The sequence below is a fragment of the Paenibacillus sp. DP01 genome, assembly GCF_044784315.1.
GTDB classification, from domain to species: domain Bacteria; phylum Bacillota; class Bacilli; order Paenibacillales; family Paenibacillaceae; genus Paenibacillus; species Paenibacillus polymyxa.
Window position 1 is genome coordinate 4163881 of record NZ_CP173059.1, and the last position, 21263, is coordinate 4185143.

The following is a 21263-nucleotide window of genomic DNA, read 5'->3' on the forward strand; positions in this document are numbered from 1 at the left end:
GCTACAAGAAGAGAGGAATTACAATAACATGATTATCAAACCAAGAACACGTGGCTTTATCTGCACCACGGCTCATCCGGTGGGCTGTGCCCAACATGTTCAGGAGCAAATTGACTATGTACAAGCCCGTCCTGCTATCCACGGACCTCGTAATGTGCTTGTGATCGGGGCATCTGCCGGATATGGGTTGGCTTCTCGAATTACGGCCGCTTTCGGTGCGCGTGCCAATACAATTGGTGTATATCGTCCTAGCAATGCTACGGCTACACGCACAGCATCAGCAGGCTGGTACAATTCTGCTGCATTTGAAAAAGCTGCTCAGGAAGCTGGGCTTAAATCTTTAAGCGTGACAGGAGACGCCTTCTCGGATGAAGTCAAAGCCAAAACGGTGGAAGCCATTCGTGAAGAACTGGGACAAGTCGATCTGGTGGTTTACAGTGTTGCTTCAGGTCGCCGTACCCATCCCCGCACAGGCGAAACGTCTAATTCCGTGCTCAAACCTATTGGTGAGCCCTATACGAATAAGACCGTTAACTTTCACACCGGTGAAGTCAGCAGCGTGACGCTCGAACCGGCTACAGAAGAAGAAGTACAGGGGACTGTAGAGGTTATGGGTGGTGAAGATTGGAAATTGTGGATTGACGCTTTGCGTGCAGGCGGTGTACTCGCTGATAACGCCACTACCTTCTCTTTTTCGTATATCGGTTCAGATATTACCCAAGCCATCTACAGAGAAGGCAGTATCGGAAGCGCAAAAGATCATCTGGAGGCGACAGCACGCCAACTGAACGACCAGCTGAAAGCCACAGGTGGACGCGCCTTCGTCGCAGTCACCAAAGGACTCGTTACCCAATCCAGCTCGGCCATCCCTGTCGTTCCTCTGTATATTTCCGCTTTGTATAAGGTGATGAAGGAGAAAGGGCTGCATGAGGGGTGCATAGAACAGAGCTATCGCCTATTTGCCGAGCGTCTTTACGCCCCAGAAACTGCTGTAGATGAAGAGGGTCGTATTCGCATTGATGATTGGGAATTGCGCGAGGATGTGCAGGCAGAAGTTGCAAACATATGGGAGGAACTGACGACCCAAAATATCTATGAATTATCCGATCTTGAAGGATATCGTCGCGAATTTTTCCAGCTGTTCGGCTTTGAGTTCGAAGGTGTAGACTATGATGCTGATATTGATCCCATCGTAAATATTCCCAACGTGCGCTAAGTCTTTTAGTGCCGCCATTCGTTTAGAAAAACATAAAAAAGCTGTCTCCGGCAGAAGAACATTTCGTTCTGCATAGGGACAGCTTTTGTTTTTTAATTAAAAGGAACTCTTGTGTCTATTTGGCTCTGCAACATGACGCAAACATTGCAATTTTAAAATTGTTTTGATATTGTACAAGTAGGCATAGCAAAATCCCTCTTCTTACCAAGAGGGTACACACAGCTGGACAAGTCCTACCTTGACTGACTGTGATTGTATTTGCTCAGCCCATCACATTCCTATAAGGAGGTGAACAATATGGCAAAAGACGTTCTGTGCGAAGTCAACTCATGTACGTACTGGGCTCAGGATAATAAATGCAGCGCAAGCTCCATTTATATTGTAAGCAACAAGCCTGCGAACACTCACACGTCCGAAGAAACAGACTGCAAAACCTTTGAAGCAAAGTAGTCCTTAGTTTTCAAGCCAAACCATAGCTTTATCATGAAGGAGCCCCTGCCAGGGTTCCTTCTTTCTTATGATTCTAACAAGAATGATAATTATTATCAAGTTCTTTTTGAGCTTCCTTGAAGTTTTTCGACTTCGCTTAAGACAAAAAAAAGAAGCGTCACCCTGAACGAGTCGCTTCTTGTGCTTGACCTTTTGTAATTGTTCCTGCTTGGTCGGCTTCATTCGCGTGTGCTGTGAAATCTCGCCATAATGATCATTCGTTTTGCGGCTCTGTGCCGCGCAATAGATCCCGGCGCGTTTCGCCTTGCTTAACGCTTTTTGTGTTTGAGTACGTGCCATACAGCTTCACTCTCCTTGATTGGACTCCCTCTATCATAGCATCCAATAGGCAAATCGTGAATGGTTAGTCTGACTCAAGCATTCTTTAATTCATTAAATGTCTGAAAAAATATCCGAGTCGCCACTGGAAGCCGCCACAACAAAAACAATAACCAAGAAAATGATAATCAGTGCATAAATTAGTGTGCCGATAATACTACATACCAGTCCAGCAATAGCCATGCCTCTGCCTTGCTCACCATGACGATTAATTTCCTTCAGGGAAAGACTGGACAAAATAATACCTACAATTCCGATGATCAACCCAAGATAGGGAATGACAACAGATAAAATCCCGAGCACCATCGACGCAACAGCTTTACTATTTGTAGGTGGAACTACTGGGGGCTGGTTAAATGGGGCGTTATAATCGTTCGGCTCCTGAAAGGGATCGGAAGATCGAGGCTCCTTGTACAAGTCACTCATCTGTTTAATTCAACTCCAATAATTATAATAACAATATATAAGTTCTAGGGTACCACAATCTTACAAATCAGGACAGTACTTATTTCAATTTTTCAAATTAGAACGTTAAAAAGTAGCAGCATAGCATCTTAGCACTTTTTGAGATAACCGGGCATACAGTATTGTACCTATTACAGATAAATTGCGCTCCATGAGAGCATCCTGCCAAGGAGGACGGAGCTATGTTATATCGTGGAACATCCCGCAGAAAGGGCTCGCCTCACCAACGTTTACATGCAGAGACACTTCGGAAAATATCCGCCGCCATGCTGCCATTTTACAAAGCTATTGCGACCCGACGTGCTTTTGCCGTCCAATGGTCACGAGCTGTCGTTCAGGGTAATTTGGATCGGATGAAATCCCTTCTCTGCTCAGTAGCGCCATTTGCCGCCAAGCAAGGCTTAGGCACGAATGGGATCGGCTACTTTGTTTCCTTTTTAGCTCAGCCACCAATGCTTTATTATACGAACGGTACGACGATTCCACCCGGGATGGTGCAGTTTACATTTGAACCGAAGGTTCATCGCGCCATTGCCAAAGCCGTTTTTCCGCTGTATCGCGAATTGGCACGCAATGAATGCTTTGCTTCTGCCTTAGCCAAAGCGATCAACAGGCAAGACCAGCGTGCAGTTCAGGTAATGATCCGTAGTTTAATTCCATCCTCTGCGCTAAAATCTGTAGACATTGAGGATAATGGATTTGCATTGCTCTTTAAGTATCCCTTTAGTAAATATCCCTATCGCAATCTACTCTTTCAGGAGTTCACTTAAAAAGGTCCCTACAAGCGTACTTGATTAAGTTCTTCAATGAGCTCTTTTCCCATTTGTATAGCCATGTCTGTCAACATTCGGATTTCGTCCTTGGTTGCATGATCCAAATGCGTCCCGCAGCAAATGGCGAAGTTACCCGCAAACTCTTTACGCAAGCGAACTGCAATTTCTTCAGTAATATAAAATTCCTTGTGATTTTGCAATTGCACGGTTTGAATCGGCTCAAGCCTAGCCCCTGCTGTAATCGTCCCCAAGTGAGGCTGATCACCGCCTGATATGAGCACAACGATATCTTCTCCCATAAAATAGGCATCGAGTACAAGACGGATACGTCCGCTTTCTTTTTCCAAATGAATCATATGATCCTCTCCTGCTAAAAAATATTATTGTGAAACGATTCACTTTATAGAGTACTATTCATTGTATCGCTTCCTGAACTGTTGGACAAATTCAAAAAGGCCCACAGCAGCCTCTATTAACAGTGGCTTGCTGTGGGCCTGCATTGCATTCTAAAAAATCTTCTATCCCCTGCTCTTACTTGCTGTTAACGGATCGTGATGGTGTGCACTGCCTTACCGTTTGCGCCGTCATTATCCGTCACTGTTAGCTCCACGGTATACGTTCCGGCTGTGGTGAATTTATGCTTCACTTTCGAACCAACCGCCGTATCGCCATCGCCAAAATTCCAACTGTAGCTGACGATCTCACCATCTGCATCACGGGAGGCTTTGGCGTTAAATTGTACATTTTTGTTCTTCTTGGCTGAGTCATTCGCCTGGATAATAGCTACCGGCTTTTCATTCGATGTAGGTGGATTCGGACCAGGGCCCTCTCCTCCACTATGGGTTACATACAATCTTCCCGGCGCCTCCGTTTCCACTTCATTCCCCGCTGCATCCCTTACCCGGATCACGATGACTCCGCCTTCCAGGTTCAGAGAAGATGAAGTGAGATAAATACCTTCATAGTGACCTGATGAAGTTTCATTTAATGGAATTTCATTACGGGCCAAAGTGGACAGGTTAAAGGGCAACTCCACATGGAAGGATGCCTCCAAACCAGATGCACTGTCAAAAGATACCCGTACCGGCTGCCCTGGAGTGATACGTACATCCTCAGCAGGACTAATATTTTCAAGTTTCGGCAGCGCTGTATCGACATACACCGAGCGTGTAACACTCGTTTCGTTTTCGGCAAGATCTTTGGCCGTTACCGTAATTTGGTTTTCACCTTCGTTGATAAGCAAACGTTTGTTAAAGCTGCCGTCGCTTCCGAATTCAGCAGGCTCGCCGTTAATCGTCAATTCACTGAGGAACTCGTCATACACCGTACCGGTTACACTGACCACACCTGCGTTCGTACGTGCTCCCTCACCAGGCGAAGTCAGGATCAGACCCGGTTTAGTCTGATCGAGCGTTACAACCACCGGCTCGGAACGATCCGTTACTTTGCCGTATACCGCTGCTTGAACACTTAGCGGATTAGCACCTGGCTGAAGATCGACCGCCAAACTGAACTGACGATCCTTCACTTTCGTTGTGCCAGCCAACTCTTTGCCGTTAAAGAGCTGAATATCAGCCCCTTCTGCCGGAGAAGTTCCTGTTACGGTAATCGTATCCTCCTGCGTATACGTTGCCTTCGTAGGAGTTGTAATCGTTGGAGCGTTGACCGGATATCTGACGATCGCCCGGATCATGTAGTTCCCTTCCTCTTCAGGGGATTGGCTCCATGTGCCGCTTACACCTTGCCAGCTACGAAGCGCATTGGGGCTGTTTTCATCTGTAGCAAGGCCCGGCGACTGTGTGCCTACCGCAGACTGTGTATATACAATATAGAAATCGCCTTGAACCGTCACCGGCTCTGGAAGCTGTACCGTCGTCCATTGTGTCTCATCCCGTACAGCTGTTCCGTCGAATGGACCAGCCAATAGACGTCCAGGTGCTCCTGCTGCACCGGAGGCGTCATAGACAGAATATTGGAATGCTGTTCCTCCCGGATTCGGGAAAGCAGAGTTCCAGAACAACAGTGATGCTCCTGTCACCTGTGCCACTTCCGACTCAGGTGTCATTCTCACTGCCCATGAATTGCCTGCCGCGTTAAAGGCTCTGGCATTTTCTCCTGTACCGTCATCATAGGCGATGCCTCCTTGAAAACCGATGAAAGGCTTCAACGTGACATTCGCTTCTACACTGCCGTTTGGAGGAGCCGTAACGGAAATACTGTCACTATAGTAATTTTCGGCTGCGATGGACAATGTGTATGTTCCTTCCAGCACGTCCAACGTAAATTCTCCAGCCTCATTCGTCTCTGCAGGAGCAATACGTGCATCCTCCAGCACCAATACTTTCGCTTTTTGGATCGGTTCACCAGATTGCTTGTCGGTGATGACCCCGTGAATCGTACCGTGTGGGACAGCCTGGAGACTAAAGTTTGCTCTGATGACTTTGTTATTTTCAATCGTAACTGCCTTCGTCTGAGGCACGTAACCGTAGGCTTCGGCCTTCAGCGTATAGTCACCCGCTACATGAGTGAAGCTGTATTTGCCCGTGGTTGGGTCTGTTTTCACCGAACGTCCGGTTTCCAGTACCGTAACCGTAGCACTAGCTGGAAGACTGTCGAGACCGACACGTCCACGATCCACTGATGCTTCTGCCGGCTTCACTTTTTCCTGAAATTCACTCTTTTCAGTGCTTGTAATTTTGTACAGTGGGAATTGTTCTTCTGCTTTTTCCAGCTTGATATTGGACTCAGGTACGATATCCTTGGTCACTGTCGAAGCTGGAACACCTAGCACACGGAAATCGTCAATATACCAGCCATTCTTGTTCACACTGTTATCCGATTTCAAGCGGAAGCGAACTTGAATCTCATTGCCGGTATAGCTGTCCAGATTGTAATAAACAGGTGCCCATTTTTTACCACTTGTATTATGCGAGAACTTACCCAGCTCACTCCACGTGTCGCCATTGTTTTTGGACACTTCTACATATCCGTAATCATAGCCGCCTTCAATTTCAAACCAGTGGTTGAAGGTCAGTGTTGCGTTGCGTATACCATTCAAATTAATTTTTGGAGAAACCAGTGAAAAATCAGCACCGTTCTCATAGTTGCTATCGAGATCGGTGGCCCACACATTCGGTTTGGACACTGCGCTTTCCGGTCCTACTTCCTTAGGAATGCCGCGTTCCCACTCATCCTTGGTCCCGGAATGAGTCCAACCATTGTCTGAACTGCCATCAAAATGATCGCTATACAGCGTATCCGGCACGTCCACTCTTAGTGAAGTCTCGTTCGACTTGACACCTTCGTTACCGCTATAATCCTCGGCCGCCACTGCATAATGATAGGTCGCACCACCGACAGTGATCGTATCCGTGTAGGTCAGCCCAGAGGTTGTACCGATGGAAGTATAATTTTTACCGGACTGGGTTGAACGATACACCTTGTACTGCTTCACATCTTCATCAGAGGAAGCACCCCAGGCGAGTGTAACGTTGCCCACAGTATCTGCTTCAGCAGTCAAATGACCAGGGGCAGCAGGTGCAACGCTGTCTGGTTCCTGAATGGAGAGATCGTCAATATACCAGCCATCTTTCACGATTGTATTGTCACTAGTAAAGTTGAACAGGAGGTATACCTTTTGACCCGCAAACGCTCGCAAATCAAGATATTGTGTTTTCCAGCCATTGCTGGTGCCAGTAAACGATAATACCTGCTCAAACGCATTCTGATTGTTTGTGGTCGCTACATACACTTTGCCGAAATCAGAATTGTTTTCAAGATCGTACCAATGCTTGAAGCTGACCAGTGCCCCTTTGGAACTCTCAGTCAGATCAATTGGAGGGGCCACAAAATAACTGTTGGAGTTGGTCTGGTATTGGCCTTCGAGATTGGTCGCGATGACCTTTGTACCCGAATGTGCGCCTTTAGGGCCGCTTGTCGGGGTTCCCCATTTCCAAACACTACCCTGACCCCCGATATTAATACCGGCAATGTCTTTTTCAAAGTCTTGTGTGTAGCCTGGTTTAACACCTTTGGAGACATTCACCTTATATACTTCCGTTTCAAAACCATTATTACCGAAATCATTTACACGGATATAGTATTCCAAACCTTTGCTATCCACCAAAAAGGTTGGAATGGACGCTTGATATGTACCATCTTTGCTGTCTCCAGAGGTCCGCTCCAACGGAATATACACATAGTTTGACGAACCCGCTGTTTTGGCAAAGGCCTCAACGGCTGTTACGCCGACATCGTCCGTTACATGTGCAGTCAAAGGGATATCAATACCCTCAAATGCAGCTGCAGGCGGTGTATGCTCAAGAACAGGCGCTTCCAGATCGTCGCCACCCGTTACGACTTTACCGGATACAGAGCCCAGACCCTGCATGACAGACCCGACTGCATCAAGCGCATTAATGACGCCATGTCCATATCCATTGTTTGGCGAAGTAGGATATGTACTATCTGTCCGAGGGGTAGCTGTGTTTTCCAGAATTTCCTCCAGCTGATCCACGGTAAGAGAATGATTCGCTTGCAGCAATAGAGCAGCAAGACCCGCAACATGAGGACCCGCCATGGAAGTACCGTTATATCCACCTTTATAACCGCCACCAGCTACGGATGATCGGATATTTACTCCCGGTGCGGAGACTTCGGGCTTGATCTCACCGTAAGGTGAGGGTCCCAGCAATGAAAAGCTTCCCAGTTTATCATTGATATCGGTTGCCCCCGTGGCAAAGGATTCTGGGTAGTTGGCCGGATTGGCTACCGATCCAGGTCCGCCCGGATTGGAGAGGGAGGTATTCCCTGCGGAGAATTCGGGGAAGATTTGAGCATCCCGCCAGGCCTGAACTACAGGCCGGAACCATTCATCAAGACCCGGTCCGCCTCCCCACGAGTTGTTCACTACGTCTGGAGCAAGCTCGGGATGAAGATTACCTTGGGCATCTTTTGGCGCAAGCAGCCATTGACCGCCGTCCAGTATAATCGCATCCGTCGTTTCCGGATTAAAAATTCGCACCGCAATCCACTTCGCACCGGGGGCAACGCCCACTCGGTTTGTTCCATTTTCCTCGGAGCCAACCATCGTGCCCATCGTATGCGTACCATGGGAATCGTCTTCCTGATCGACCGGAAGCGCCGCATGACTATGCGGATCATACCAGCTCAGCTCTGGATTCACGACATTGCCTGCCGCATCCAGACCACGCCATTTGCGATGCAGGGCCGGATGCGTGTAGTCAACGCCTGTATCGAGGTTGGCGACCACGATTCCGGTTCCGTCGATTCCTTTTTCCCACACTTGTGGTGCGTTAATATGGGATATGTTCCATTCCACTGTGGACGGGTCCACAGCGTTCTTGCCTGTATTACCGGGCAATGCCGATGTTTTGCCATCGCCCTTTTCCGGTTCTACAGCTTTCTGGGCTGTGTCAGACTTTGCCGTTCCTGCTGTTGCTGCCGTTGCGGTTCCAGCCGCTTTGGTGCCTGTGTCCTCTGGCTGCTTATCAACCGTTACCTTTTGCAGATAACGTGTTTCATTCGGTACAATTTTATCGACCTCAGGCAGCTTCGAGATATGATCCAGCACCTCCTTGGTGCTCGTGACAGCCAAAGCATTGACTATAAAATAGCTTTTATATTCCTTTACTCCGCCGCTCTCCGATTCCTTATCCAAATAACTTTCAAGCCCGTATTGGGTTCTGGAAGCCGTTTCACGTAGAGAGCTGATCACATGGCTGCGCACAGCCATTTTGGCAGCGGAAGGTGTTATTTTCTCAAGTGAAGCCTTTTGAAGAGCATTTTTGGAAACCTTGTTCGTATCTACCTGTTCTTTTAATTTGACCAAATAGGTAACATAGTTGTTCTCCTCAAACTGTTTGGTCAGCTTCGCGGATACCTTCGCGGTCGTGACCTTGTGCGAGGCTGATTTCAGCTCCAGCTTAGAGCCATCCGGGGTGTTTTTCGCCAAAGCGGGTTGAACAAATGAAAAGGCCATAAGCAAAGAGAGTCCAATAGATAACGGTTTCTTGAAACGTCTAGGTTTAATCAATTACTTCTCCACTCCTTTTACTAGGTTTAATGATTCTGGAATAACCTGTACAAGAGTCAGACCTCATGCCTTGCACATCAAACACGCGGGTTGCGCAATACGATGTGTTAGCCACCACCTCCTTCATAGATTATAGAGAGGCTCAAAAAGATATTTGGCTGTTCATAGATGGCAGTACTTCATAGGTGAGTTTACAATCCCAATAGAGAAGCGATGAAATTCAGTAGATACCTAGGAGAAAAAGCAGAAGCATTTCGAAGGAAAAAACATGTTATATCATTACATTTTATATTAAAAATTGATATATAATCATATATTATGGATAGTATAAAGTTATCAAAACAGATATACAAGTCATTTTTTTGCAATTTTCTTGAAATTCTATGACTTTTATATTCATTTATGTAGGAAAACCCCTTTTTAGCAGCTACGCCTTAGTGCAACACACGGTTAGCAGGTGCATGCATCCTTGTACGAGCCGCCCAAAGGGATTTTCGGGGATCTTTCTTAAACCTGTATGATTATGATTATGATTATTTTTAGTTAAGTACGGAGTTCACCGCAGCAAGCGCATCGATCAGACCATTTCCATAGCCGTTGTTGGGTGAAGTCGGATACTGACTGTCTGTCAGCGGTGTTGCGGTTTTCGAAATAACATCCTCCAATTGATCCACAGTTAATGATGGTTTAGCCTGAAGCAGTAATGCCGCTAATCCAGCCGTATGCGGACCTGCCATAGAGGTACCGTTCCAGCCTCCCTCATAAACTCCTCCCGGTACAGAGGAACGAATGTTTACACCAGGAGCCGAAATTTCTGGCTTCACTTCGCCATAAGGAGAAGGACCACGCAACGAGAAGCTTGCCAGCTTGTTATTGATATCCGTGGCTCCTGTGGCATAGGCTTCTGGCAAGTTAGCCGGATTGGCCACAGACCCAGGTCCGCCGGGATTTGATAGTGTTGTATTGCCTGCGGAGAACTCAGGAAAAATTTGTGCTGCTCTCCACGCCTTGGTCACTGGGCGATACCATTCGTCCAGGCCAGGTCCACCGCCCCAAGAATTATTCACCACATCCGGTGCAAGCTCAGGGTGCTTTTTGCCGTTTTTATCTACAGGTGCAAGAATCCACTGCCCACCATCCAGCAAGATGGAATCTGTGGTATCTGGATTGAATACTCGTACGGCAATCCACTTTGCCCCTGGAGCAACACCGATTTGATTCGTACCGTTGCTGTCTGAGCCAACGCTTGTCCCCATCGTATGTGTACCATGTCCATGGGAATCTGTTGGCAGCGATGCTCCATTAACCGCATCATACCAGCTCAGCTCTGGATTGACGACTTGACCGGAAGCATTCAGCCCGCGCCATTTTCTTTTCAATGCCGGGTGAGTATATTCAACACCTGTATCCAGATTGGCAACGACAATGCCTTTGCCATCAATACCTTTGGCCCACACCTGTGGTGCTTTAATCTTAGAAATATTCCACTCCACACGACTTGGCGTTACTGCATCTTTATACACGGATTCTTGCACCGATTTTTGTGCATTTTCTTCCGTCACAGCCGGGTCAACAGCAGTTTGATCTGCCACTGCTTGGCCTGCTGTTGATTGCTCCCCTATCGGCTGGGTATCCTTATCGATTTCTACCTTTTGCAACTCGCGCTTTTCATCTGGTAAAATTTTGTCGATCTCAGGTAGGGTGGCGAGATTTTCCATGACCTCTTTGGTACTGGTTACCGCAAATGCGTTTACGATAAAGTAACTCTTATATTTTTTGACGTTTCCGTTATTGACTTCCTTCTTTAAGTATTCTTCCACGGATTGTTGAGTTTTTTCTGCGGTATCCATGAGAGAGTTTACAACCGTTGTACGTACAGATAGCTTAGCAGCAGCGGGGGAAATCTGCTCGGCAGAAGCCTTCTGAAAAGCGTGCTTGGCAACAGACTCCGTGTCTACTTGATCTTTTAATTTAACCAGATAGGTGACATACTCGCTGGCGCTGAATTGCTGGTTCAGCTTGGCTGAAACCTTGGCGGAAATCGACGATGCTCCTGCTGAGGAGGTTGTGCTGGAATCTGCATACACCGGAGAAATCAGAGAAAAAGCAAGAATAGCGGTAAAACCGACCGACAGTGTCTTTTTGATATTTTTCGACTTAATCAATACTTTTAATCTCCCTTTACTTGGTTTTTTTGATTCTCAAAGACAACCTTCCGACAGCAGCGTCAAAAGCTCACAAATAGCCTCTGGTACTCACCTCCTTTAAAAATATAGATACTGGGGTGAAATCCATAGGTCGTATTCTAAGGTGAATAACCTTTGGTGCAGACCGCAAGGAACGACATTCAATTCAGAACTGTGGACAAGTCTGGAAGAAAGTAAGTGAAAAAAATGAAGAAAAGGGTAGGGTAAGATACTAGAAGTGATCGAGGAGGTTGATAAGCATATTATTAAAATACAATTTAAAACAAAAGAATGAATCATTTGGTATCTTTTGAATCTAGTATAGTGTCATAAAAACAGATATTCAAGCATTTTTTTGAATTTTATTCCTTTTTTTCTTGAAGAAGTGAAAAACCTCTTCTATAATCCGCAACCAAATGCACCGAGAAAACTCGCATTTGTTTCGAAAATAAAAGAGGTTTTAGGAGGCAATCAGCAGCAAATGTAGAAGAATGCTATCTGCCGCTATTTACAGGTATGGGAACCGAAACGGCTTCTGGAAAGGAAGATTTAGTTTCCTGGGTTCTGCGACACAGGCTCGTACATTCTCTAAAAGCCATTTGCCTGCATCCCCTGCATCGCTCCTGATTCACCATTGCAAGAGCTGCCGTAAGGGCCTCTCCTGTATGTTCGAAAAAATGATTTTGTCCGATCATGTCGTAGCATCCGGTTTTCCGCAGTAACTCCAGCGGTTGGGGCTGGAGTCCGGACACAAGCACTGTCCCACCAGACTTCCGGTACTTGTGAATTAATGCGGTAAAGTTAGCTTCTCCCGTCATATCCATAAAAGGGACCTTTCCCATTCGCAACAACAAAATCCCTTGCAGGTGGCCAGTCTGTCCCCCTACACCTGAGTTCTCCAACGTCGAAGCTGCACCGAAAAATAGGGGGCCTTCCACATTGTAAATAGCCACCTGTGGGCAATCATGCTGCTCTGTGACCATATGTGCGCCTACTTTTTCATGCTTCACAGAAGGGTCAGGAAGCACCTTATCGACTGAAAGTGTACTGCTCATACGTTTGACGAACAATACAACTGCCAGAATCAGACCTACCTCCACAGCCGTTGTCAACGTCGTAAAGACCGTCAGCAAAAAGGTGACGACCAGCACAATAGAATCCGCTGTCCGTGTTTTGAGAATGTGCGCAAAATGCTTGCGCTCACTCATATTCCAGGCGACTACCATCAATACCGGTGCCATACTAGCCAACGGAATATTAGATGCATAAGGTGCAAAAAGCACCAGAATGAGGAGCACCACGATCCCATGCACAATGCCTGACATAGGAGAAACCGCGTTGTTGCGGATATTGGTGGCCGTACGGGCAATGGCACCTGTCGCAGGAATGCCGCCAAACAGTGGTGTCAGCAAATTAGCAATCCCTTGTCCAACCAATTCGCGATTGCTGTTATGCCGGGTTCCCGTCATCCCGTCAGCTACTACCGCTGAAAGCAGCGATTCAATAGCCCCCAACATCGCTATAACAAGTGCTGGCGGCAACAGCTTCACGATCAATTCCCACGTCATCACAGGAATATGCAGCTCAGGCAATGATGCCGGAATTGCGCCATAAGCAGAGCCAATCGTAGCCACCTGCCCTGGAAAAAGCAAAGCTGCCACCAACGTTGACAAGAGCAGGCCGACCAGTGATCCAGGTATCTTGGGCCATTTTTTAGGCACTAGAATAAGCGCAGCAAGACAGATACAAGCTGTCAGGATACTATACACATTGAGTGAAGGAAGTCGATGGACGAGCTCTGCCATCGAAGGCAGAAAAGTTTCATGTCGCTCTACCCCACGCAAACCGAGAAAGTTAGCAATCTGACCACTGAAGATCGTCACGGCAATCCCCGCTGTAAAGCCAATGGTTACGGGCTTGGGAATGAACTTGATCAATGCCCCCAGCCTTAAAACACCCATTAAAATGAGTATGATGCCTGCCATAAACCCTGCTATAAGCAAATTCTCATAGCCGTATTGCATGACAATAGCCAGCAAAATTGGAATAAACGCACCCGTAGGTCCTCCGATCTGAAATTTGGACCCACCCAGCAGTGAAATCAAAATCCCCGCTACAATGGTTGTGTACAGACCATATTCCGGCTTTACCCCCGATGCAATGGCGAACGCCATACCGAGCGGGATGGCCACAATCGCTACAATGCTTCCAGAAATTAGATCCTTTCGTAAAGCCCCTGCGTTATAGCCTTCGAACCTTCCTATCCACTTCATTCCTGTAACCCTTCTTTTCTGTAGTAGCATTACTTCTCGTTACGTATTCCTTCCAGCAACGAGATAGCTTCGACTAAATGATTGTCAAAAATCTGCCGCGCCACCGCTAGCAGCTCCGTTAAGAGCGGATCACGTAGTGAATACACGACCGTTGTGCCTTCCTTAAAGCTGTTCACCAAATTTTTAGCCCGTAAGACAGCCAATTGCTGCGATACGGCAGAACCTTCGGAACCGAGCGCAGTCTGCAACTCGTTCACATTCCGTTCCCCTTCACTCAGCACCTCCAAAATGCGGATGCGCAGAGGGTGAGCCAATGCTTTGAAAAAGTCAGCCTTAAACTTCTGGAGATCTCCTTCCATGCCTGCGCCGTCCTCCTCACAGATTGTTTTCATAACGATCAACAATATCTGAATATTTGAATATTCAGTACAATAACAGTTTCGGGTCAATTGAACTATGATGTTACTCACACTTCACCATGCGTATAGTCACATTTTTCCACACTTTTATCTTTCAGGGTTGACAGCTTCCACAGGTTTCCATTAACATAACAATTAACTTTAAGAAAAGGGGGCCGACAGACATGACCAAGCTTTACACGATAATGACAATCAGTCAGCATGATACAATCACATATTCGAAATTTCGTCTCATCGGCCCCGTTCGGGCGACATGATGGGTATGTCACGCTGTCTGACGGCGTGATGAACCAGGCTTTTTTATTTTTATATGCTATTGAAAGAACAGGTTATTTATGTTTTTATGATGTACTGTATGATGTACTGATCATAAAATGTAATGACACTTTCGGTGCACGAAGCCGTAGACGACAAGTCTGCGGTTTTTTTGTTTTTTTCGAATCTTTTTATAGGATGTTATAAATTTACATGAAGAAGGGAACTACCCATTTATTATGAATATACAACCTACGACCAACTCATCTTTTCATGAAGGACCATACAGCCACCTGATGAAGCTTCCGGCAGGGGATCTGACCGTGTACGCTTCGCAGCAACTCTTCTCCTCACTGGATTACAAAGTGTTCGAGATGGCTAATAACAATTTACAAATTCCAGGTATCCGCTATATGGGATATACACCAGATGTACATGTAGGCGTCGGAACCTGCATCGGTACAACTGCGGTATGGGGAATGGAAGACGGCTATGTATCTCCCTCCATCGTTGGCAGCGATATTGGCTGCGGCATGCGCGTACACCTGACCAATCTGCACAAGGATGCTTTGAAGGAAATCAAGCTGCGCCGCAAGCTGGTTAAGACAATCGACAAATACTTGCCGATGGAAGCCCACCAACGCGGACATTATTCGGATATACGACTGGAGCATATTGTACGTAAGGGTTTGCATGGCTTACCTAATAAATATATTCCAGATAGCTACACTCCTAAGAAATCTACCTCACTGACTCATGTAGAGCACAGTAAGTTCTCCTTTGACGAGGAAGTGCTGAATCTCGTCGAAGACCGTACTTGGCACCGGGCTCATCGACAGCTCGGCACGTTGGGTGGAGGCAATCATTTTGTCGAAATTCAGGCGATTGAAATTGCCGAAGAAAATAGAGAAATCGCTGAAGCTTGGGGGATGTTCGACGGTCAGGTGGCTGTGATGATTCATTCCGGATCACGTGCTTGGGGTGGAGCAGTCAGTCAGTCCAGTTCATCTGCCATCGCCAAAGCGATGAGCCGTCTCGGTCTCGGCACCTCCGACCCGAGACTCGTATTCGCACCGCTGGATCATCCCGAGGCAGCACATTATGTGGATATGATGTATTCAGCGCTGAATTATGCTGTGGTGAACCGACATCTGATTGCATACTCCGTGCGAGAAGCCTTCCGCGATGTCTTTGGTACAAAGTGCGAGTTGCGTACGCTGTACGATCTGATGCACAATTATGCTTGGGAGGAGTCCCATCCGGATCATGGCAGCGTGTTTGTACATCGTAAAGGTGCAACGCGCGCGCTTCCAGCAGGACACCCTGACAATCCGCGGCCTTATCAGGCGACTGGGCATCCGGCCCTGATCCCCGGCTCAATGGGGACTGCCTCTTATATTATGGTAGGTTTACCGGGCGGTCAGGATAACTTTCACTCCATTTGTCATGGAGCGGGCCGTATTCGCTCGCGTTCTGCGACCAAGCGGCTTGTAAGTGTAGACGATTTTGCAGGTGCCCTGGGTGTAGGGACAGACGACGAAATTGTGGTCAACCAGGCATCTCTGGAAAGTATTATCGACGAATCTCCACAAGCCTACAAAAATGTAGATGATATTATTGAAAGTGTTACCGGGGCAGGACTCGCAGCCGTTGTAGCCAAATGTAGACCGCTGGCCGCCCTGAAAGGAGCAAAATAATGTTGAGTATAGACATCCCAGCTATTTATGAATTTGACGAACGAACAGATGGACGCATTACCGGTTATGCCGCTTATGCCCGTCTGATCGACGGTATTAGTGAAGCACTCTATAACCGTTATGGCGTAAAATATGAGCTGTATGCCAGTGATGATCCCAATATTGAATATTGGGATCTGCTGGAGGAGGATATTCGTTCAGGCAGCCCTGATCTGGAGCATGTGGCACGGGTCTTCGATCGTTTGGAGGAACGCACCATTCAATATGACGATGACGGGCCAACGCCTGAATATGGTGTGCATCTGTCGATGCGCAATAATGTATTTGCCTATCCCAAGTGGGGGATCGCACTGGCACGAGTTCCCTTTTTCCGTGAAAATGGCGTATACAATGAAGATTACGTATTTGCCATAGGCGATCAGGAGCTGCAAAGCTTCCTCGCAGGCGTACGCGGTCGTGAACGCAAGCAAAATATGAAGCGTGTCACCGTCTTTACCGATACAAGCCGTGGACTCTCTCGGCAAGCAGAACCGATAACCCGCGCCATTACACGGGATGACGTGATTTTGAAGGCAGAAATCAAGCGGGATATCTTCCGATCACTTGATCAGTTTTTTGAAGCGGATCGTACCTTCTATCAGACTTATAACATTCCTTACAAGCGTGGGATTCTGCTATACGGCCATCCGGGCAACGGTAAAACAACTCTAGTGAAATCAATTGCCAGCAGTGTACCGGGTCCGGCTGCTTACTGGCAAATTACAGAATATACAACCAGCGAATCGGTCAAAGAGGTGTTCGAGGCAGCTACTCGCCTGGCTCCGATGGTGTTGGTCATTGAGGACATTGATTCTATGCCTCAGGAGGTTCGTTCCTTTTTCCTGAATACGCTCGACGGCGCTACATCCAAGGAGGGCATCTTCCTGATCGGAACGACCAATTATCCCGAGAAAATCGACCCGGGTCTGATGAACCGGGCGGGCCGCTTCGATCGAGCTTATGAAATCAGTTTGCCTGATGAAGCGCTGCGACTCGCGTATCTCAAGCTGCGTAACTTCCTTGTTTTTGCAGGTGAGACAGGTACACAGAAGGCGGCAACGATGACGGACGGCTTCTCCCTGGCTCAGCTTGGTGAACTGTATGTCAGCACGGCTCTAGAATGGCATGAGCAAGGAAAAGCCGATATTGAGCTGATTATTAAAGGCATGCGGGGCGAGCTTGATAAAAGCCGCAAGCAGGACTGGCTAAAAAATGCCTCCGAAGGAAGAGTTGGGTTCTTCTGATTAATCCTTTTACTGTCTTATTATGAAATTTATGTTATACTGATAAGCAATAAAGTACCGAAAGGGTGACCTTAAGCCAATGATCTACTAATCCTATTTCCAAAGAAAAAACGTAATCTTACGAATTTGCTGGATAGGATTAGTGTAGGCTTTTGGGTATTAACGATAAGAGCATTGCTTCTTTGACGGGAGCAGTGTATCTTCTTGTTCGTATGTCTGCCTCCTATCCAGAAACCAATGGATAAGGAGGTTTTTTAGTATGAAAAGAATACTCGCAATTCTCATGATCAATATATTCATTGTGATGGTCGGCGTTGGTTTGATTACCCCTATTCTTCCGGAATTGATCATTGAATTTGGTGCCAGTGGGCGAGCCATCGGTTTATTGGTAGCAGCCTATGGAATAACGCAATTCTTGCTCTCTCCCATAACTGGACAGCTGTCTGATCGATATGGGAGAAAAGTTTTTATCGTCGTAGGTGTTATTATTTTTGCTGTAGCTAAATTTATGTTTGCTATTGGGGATGAGCTGTGGATGCTGTACACCTCAAGACTTCTGGAAGGAGTTGCAGCAGCCCTGATTATTCCACCCATGATGGCATATGTAGCTGATATTACAACAACCGAAGAACGTGCCAAAGGAAATAGCTTGCTAGCGGCAGCGATGTCATTTGGATTTGTCATTGGTCCAGGACTTGGCGGCCTTCTTGCAGGATATGGAACGAGAGTGCCGCTGTATACAGCAACAGGTGCAGCTATGATTGCAGTTATTTTTTCAATCGTTTATTTACCTGAAAGCTTATCGAAAGAACAAATGAAGGCAGCACGGGCAACAACTCATCGAAGGGAATCTATTTTCAAACAATATGCAAGATCATTAAAGTCAAAATATGCGATGTTCTTTGTCATTGTCCTGGTGATGACTTTTGGACTCGCTAACTTTGAATCCGTTCTTGGCTTATATGTAACGGATCGCTTCCAATTCTCACCGCAACATATTTCAATCCTTCTAACGGCAGGTGCTGTGATCGGTGTCGGTATGCAGGCATTAGTTGTTGCTAAAATGATCAAGCAGTTTGGTGAAAAAAAGTTGATCAAAGGCTCGCTTCTCTTCACCTCTGCTGCTTATATTTTATTTCTCTTCGCCAAAGACTTTTGGAGTATCTTTCTTGTGACTTCCCTTATTTTCTTTGCCACAGCTATGCTTCGTCCAGCTCTTAATACACAATTGTCGAAGATGGCAGGAAATGAGCAAGGATATGTAGCTGGTATGAATAATGCCTATATGAGTGTGGGGAATATTTTGGGTCCTACTCTAGCGGGATTTTTATTTGATGTGAATATGTTCGCTCCATTCCTAACAGGCTGTTGTATTCTTTTGATTACCTTCTTGATTACATTAAAAATGAGAGTGAAATAAAAGAGGACTACTGATGCATAAAAGGCAGCTACTGGCCTGGGCGTTATTTTTAACCCCCGGCTGTAGCTGCCTTTCTGTTCAGTTTATTCCGTTTCCCCACTCAGTCGATTCAAAAACTGGATGGCCCGTGGACTGGTCGGCTGCTCCAGCACCTGATGTGGCGTACCCTGTTCAATGATTACGCCCTGATCCATCAGGATTACATGATCCGCAACCTCTGCCGCAAATTTCATTTCATGGGTGACAATAACCATCGTCATTCCTTCGGCAGCCAATTGCTTTATGACCTTGAGCACCTCACCTACCAACTCGGGATCAAGAGCAGAGGTGGGCTCGTCGAACAAAAGCACCTCAGGTTCGACCGCCATTGCCCGGGCAATACCGACCCGTTGTTGCTGTCCTCCCGACAATTGATGCGGATAGGATTCTGCTTTATCAGCCAATCCCACCTTCTTCAGCAGCTCCAATGCACGATTGCGCGCTTCGTCCTTGCTTTTTTTCTGAACCGTGACTTGCCCCTCCATCACATTTTGTATCGCAGTCATATGCGGGAAGAGGTTGTAGGATTGAAATACCATCCCTGTCCGCTTACGCAGCGCCAAAATGTTTTCTTGTCGAGGCTTCGTTCCTTTCGCAAAATTCAGGGCAATATCACCTACCTGAATTTCTCCCTGATCGGGAACTTCCAGCAAATTCAAGCAGCGTAAAAACGTTGTTTTACCAGAACCGGAAGGACCGATAATCACGAGCACTTTCCCCTTATCGAGCGTCACGTCAATCCCCTTAAGCACTTCCAGCGAGCCGAACGACTTGTGTATATTCCGAATTTGGATCACCGGTACAATCTCCTTTATCTAATGGAAAAACGGCTGAGACGCTTTTCCAAATCATTTTGCAGCACAGTCAATATCGTGCTAAATAGCAGGTAAATAACTCCAGCCTCGGTATATACTAATAGCGGTTCGTAGGTGGTAGCTACAATCTGATTAGCCGTTCTGAACATTTCCACATAGGTGATGGTGGCAGCCAGTGAGGTATCCTTTACCAGGCTGATGAATGAGTTGGCAAGCGGGGGTACGGATACACGGGAAGCTTGAGGAAGCACGATCCGCCGCAGCACTTGCCAGCGTGTCATCCCCAAGGAATATCCCGCCTCCCATTGACCCTCTTGAATGGAAATAATAGCAGCACGCATAATTTCAGAGCTATAGGCCCCCACGCTAAGCGTAAAGCCGATCACTGAAGCAATAAACGGGTCCAGTGTAATACCAACAGAAGGTAAACCGTAGAAGATAATATACAATTGCACCAGCAATGGAGTTCCTCGAATCACCCATACATAGAAGCCGAAGATCAGCTTGAGTATTCTCCATTTGGACAACCGGGCGAGTGCAGTGATTAGCGCCAGCACAAGTCCCAGAGCAAATGAGATCAGTGTGAGCGGAATCGTAAAAGAAACCCCTGCTTTTAGCAGAGGCAATAATGAATCCATAATAATTTGTATTTGGCGATCATCCATTGTACAGACATCCTTTATTATTTGGACACATCGGCTCCAAAATATTTTTCAGAAATTTTCAGATACGTACCGTCAGCCTTCATATCAGCCAACGCTTTGTTGACTTCCTTGATCAAATCTTCGCTCCCTTTATTAAATACTGCTGCGCTGTGTGAAGCATCCGAAGATTCGTCCACCTTTTTGATTGGAGCATCAGGCTTTTGCTTTTTCAGATCCAGATAGGATAATCCGTCGTTGACGGTCGCATCTACCCGTTTGGAAGTGAGGAGGTCAATAGCTTGGTTGAATCCTTCGGTTGCTACAATTTCCGCCCCGTTGCTTTTTGCGATTTGAGTCAGGTTGCTAGTCAGGGATTGCCCTGCCTTTTTACCTTTTAAATCAGCAAATTTTTGGATGTCCGTATTATCATCACTCACGATCAGAACCGCCTTGGAGACAATATATGGATCGGAGAAATCATATTTTTGCTTACGCTCATCTGTAATGGACACTTCATTGAATACTGCGTCAAACCGCTTGGAGTTCAATCCTGCAAATATTCCGTCCCATTGTGTCTCGATAAATTCCGGTTGCACACCCAGCCGCTTACTTACTTCGGTTGCAATATCGACGTCAAAGCCTGTTAATTTGCCAGCAGCATCATGGTACGTAAACGGAGCATAGGTACCTTCCGTACCAATTCTCAGCTTGCCGCTCGCTTTTACAGATTCAAGGGTAGCTGCAGCCGTTGTATCTGCTTTTCCATTATTAGAACCGTTCCCTCCGGTAGATGCATCATTCGTGCTAGCGCCTTTATCATTGTTGCCGCAAGCCGAAACCAGCAATGCCATCACGATGAGTACAATCGGTAAAAAACTAAATTTTTTCATGTTAT

At 46.7% G+C, this 21263-nt stretch carries 15 protein-coding genes and 1 pseudogene; 6 read left to right on the top strand and 10 right to left on the bottom strand.

Going from position 1 to position 21263, the window contains the following annotated elements; translation table 11 throughout:
- Positions 1–28 precede the first annotated feature (28 nt).
- The gene (gene fabV, locus ACH59B_RS18250; protein ID WP_017426781.1) at positions 29–1216 is read left to right on the top strand and encodes an enoyl-ACP reductase FabV; all 1188 of its coding nucleotides are present in this window, start codon (positions 29–31) and stop codon (positions 1214–1216) included.
- Between the two features lie 297 nt (positions 1217–1513).
- Positions 1514–1666 carry a DUF1540 domain-containing protein gene (locus tag ACH59B_RS18255; RefSeq protein ID WP_017426780.1) on the top strand — a complete coding sequence of 51 codons (153 nt, stop codon included), beginning with the start codon at positions 1514–1516 and terminating at the stop codon, positions 1664–1666.
- A 144-nt stretch (positions 1667–1810) separates the two neighbouring features.
- On the opposite strand, the pseudogene ACH59B_RS18260 reads toward ACH59B_RS18255, so the two are convergent.
- Together ACH59B_RS18260 and ACH59B_RS18265 are read right to left on the bottom strand one after the other, a co-directional pair.
- Positions 1811–2005: pseudogene (locus tag ACH59B_RS18260) on the bottom strand (hypothetical protein); the annotation flags it as partial.
- A 93-nt stretch (positions 2006–2098) separates the two neighbouring features.
- Complete coding sequence (locus tag ACH59B_RS18265; protein ID WP_016818700.1) at positions 2099–2470, bottom strand: DUF4190 domain-containing protein; 372 nt, start codon at positions 2468–2470, stop codon at positions 2099–2101.
- A gap of 221 nt (positions 2471–2691) precedes the next feature.
- On the opposite strand from ACH59B_RS18265, the gene ACH59B_RS18270 reads away from it, so the two are divergent.
- The gene (locus ACH59B_RS18270; RefSeq protein ID WP_016818699.1) at positions 2692–3279 is read left to right on the top strand and encodes a hypothetical protein; all 588 of its coding nucleotides are present in this window, start codon (positions 2692–2694) and stop codon (positions 3277–3279) included.
- A gap of 8 nt (positions 3280–3287) precedes the next feature.
- On the opposite strand, the gene ACH59B_RS18275 is transcribed toward ACH59B_RS18270, so the two are convergent.
- The 5 genes from ACH59B_RS18275 to ACH59B_RS18295 all read right to left on the bottom strand — a co-directional run bounded on the left by ACH59B_RS18275 (position 3288) and on the right by ACH59B_RS18295 (position 14155).
- Positions 3288–3638, bottom strand: a complete 351-nt coding sequence (locus ACH59B_RS18275) for a hypothetical protein (RefSeq protein WP_016818698.1) — start codon at positions 3636–3638, stop codon at positions 3288–3290.
- Positions 3639–3823: 185 nt separating this feature from the next.
- Positions 3824–9337: a S8 family serine peptidase gene (locus ACH59B_RS18280; RefSeq protein WP_016818697.1), complete on the bottom strand. Its 5514-nt coding sequence runs from the start codon at positions 9335–9337 to the stop codon at positions 3824–3826.
- 539 nt (positions 9338–9876) lie between these two features.
- The gene (locus tag ACH59B_RS18285; protein ID WP_025365563.1) at positions 9877–11502 is read right to left on the bottom strand and encodes a S8 family serine peptidase; all 1626 of its coding nucleotides are present in this window, start codon (positions 11500–11502) and stop codon (positions 9877–9879) included.
- A 515-nt stretch (positions 11503–12017) separates the two neighbouring features.
- On the bottom strand, positions 12018–13796 hold the full coding sequence (locus ACH59B_RS18290) for a SulP family inorganic anion transporter (RefSeq protein ID WP_019688262.1): 1779 nt from the start codon (positions 13794–13796) through the stop codon (positions 12018–12020).
- 29 nt (positions 13797–13825) lie between these two features.
- The gene (locus ACH59B_RS18295; protein ID WP_016818694.1) at positions 13826–14155 is read right to left on the bottom strand and encodes a metalloregulator ArsR/SmtB family transcription factor; all 330 of its coding nucleotides are present in this window, start codon (positions 14153–14155) and stop codon (positions 13826–13828) included.
- Between the two features lie 554 nt (positions 14156–14709).
- Here ACH59B_RS18295 and ACH59B_RS18300 point away from each other — a divergent pair.
- The 3 genes from ACH59B_RS18300 to ACH59B_RS18310 all read left to right on the top strand — a co-directional run bounded on the left by ACH59B_RS18300 (position 14710) and on the right by ACH59B_RS18310 (position 18870).
- On the top strand, positions 14710–16167 hold the full coding sequence (locus tag ACH59B_RS18300; protein ID WP_318300656.1) for an RtcB family protein: 1458 nt from the start codon (positions 14710–14712) through the stop codon (positions 16165–16167).
- Positions 16167–17450 (top strand): AAA family ATPase, encoded by a 1284-nt coding sequence (locus ACH59B_RS18305; protein ID WP_404302315.1) that lies wholly within the window; start codon positions 16167–16169, stop codon positions 17448–17450. The genes ACH59B_RS18300 and ACH59B_RS18305 overlap by 1 nt, the downstream gene beginning before the upstream one ends.
- A gap of 259 nt (positions 17451–17709) precedes the next feature.
- Complete coding sequence (locus tag ACH59B_RS18310; protein WP_404302317.1) at positions 17710–18870, top strand: MFS transporter; 1161 nt, start codon at positions 17710–17712, stop codon at positions 18868–18870.
- Positions 18871–18953: 83 nt separating this feature from the next.
- On the opposite strand, the gene ACH59B_RS18315 is transcribed toward ACH59B_RS18310, so the two are convergent.
- Genes ACH59B_RS18315 through ACH59B_RS18325 form a run of 3 tightly spaced genes read right to left on the bottom strand, consistent with a single transcriptional unit; the run spans position 18954 to position 21258 of the window.
- Positions 18954–19706 carry an amino acid ABC transporter ATP-binding protein gene (locus ACH59B_RS18315; RefSeq protein ID WP_404302319.1) on the bottom strand — a complete coding sequence of 251 codons (753 nt, stop codon included), beginning with the start codon at positions 19704–19706 and terminating at the stop codon, positions 18954–18956.
- A 14-nt stretch (positions 19707–19720) separates the two neighbouring features.
- Entirely contained in the window at positions 19721–20389 is a 669-nt protein-coding gene (locus ACH59B_RS18320) for an amino acid ABC transporter permease (protein WP_016818689.1), read from the bottom strand.
- A gap of 17 nt (positions 20390–20406) precedes the next feature.
- Complete coding sequence (locus ACH59B_RS18325; RefSeq protein WP_017426769.1) at positions 20407–21258, bottom strand: amino acid ABC transporter substrate-binding protein; 852 nt, start codon at positions 21256–21258, stop codon at positions 20407–20409.
- Between the last annotated feature and the right edge of the window lie 5 nt (positions 21259–21263).